The 719-nt window shown below is 58.7% G+C and carries 1 protein-coding gene; it reads left to right on the forward strand.

Translation table 11 applies throughout. The features are described 5' to 3' along the window. A partial coding sequence (locus VSR68_RS42525) for a transposase (protein WP_342945379.1) occupies positions 1–550 on the forward strand: 550 nt, incomplete at its 5' end. Between the last annotated feature and the right edge of the window lie 169 nt (positions 551–719).

Raw genomic sequence — 719 nt, forward strand, 5'->3', positions numbered from 1 at the left:
CAAGGACAAAAACAAGCTCTACGCACTGCATGCGCCAGAGGTGGAGTGCCTGGCCAAAGGCAAGGCGCGCACGCCGTATGAGTTTGGGGTGAAAGTGTCGATCACGACGACGCACAAGGAAGGTCTGCTCGTTGGAATGCGCTCGATGCCCGGCAATCCCTACGACGGGCACACACTTGCAGAAGCGCTCGAGCAGGCGGCGATCCTGAGCGACGTCACGCCGGAAATCGCCGTCGTCGACCGTGGCTACAAGGGTGTTGCTGTCGACGGCGTGAAGATCTACCACCCCGGCTTGCGACGAGGCATCACACGCGGATTACGCGCGATGATCAGACGGCGCAGTGCAATCGAACCAGCTATCGGCCACATGAAGACAGACGGGAAGCTCGACCGGAACTGGCTCAAGGGGAAACTAGGCGACGCGATGCACGCCGTGCTGTGTGGTGCAGGTCACAACCTGCGGATGATCCTCAGGAAGCTGCGGCTTTTTTGCACCCTCGTTCTTCTCGCGTTGTTCGCTCCTGTCGTTCAGACAACGCCCGTCGTCTGACGCCGACGACAGACAAAACGCTTTATTCAGGGCCGACTATTCAGTCGGCCCTGAACAATTCGCTTAGTCGGCCACTCAACTCATGCTGTTGGCACGGCGGCGACGATATGGTTTAGCAAGGCGATGAGGACGAGGGCGTAAAAAAGCTTCAGCTTCCTGAGGATCATCC

Origin of the sequence: Paraburkholderia phymatum, from assembly GCF_038900715.1 — a bacterium.
Taxonomy (GTDB): Bacteria; Pseudomonadota; Gammaproteobacteria; order Burkholderiales; family Burkholderiaceae; genus Paraburkholderia; species Paraburkholderia phymatum_A.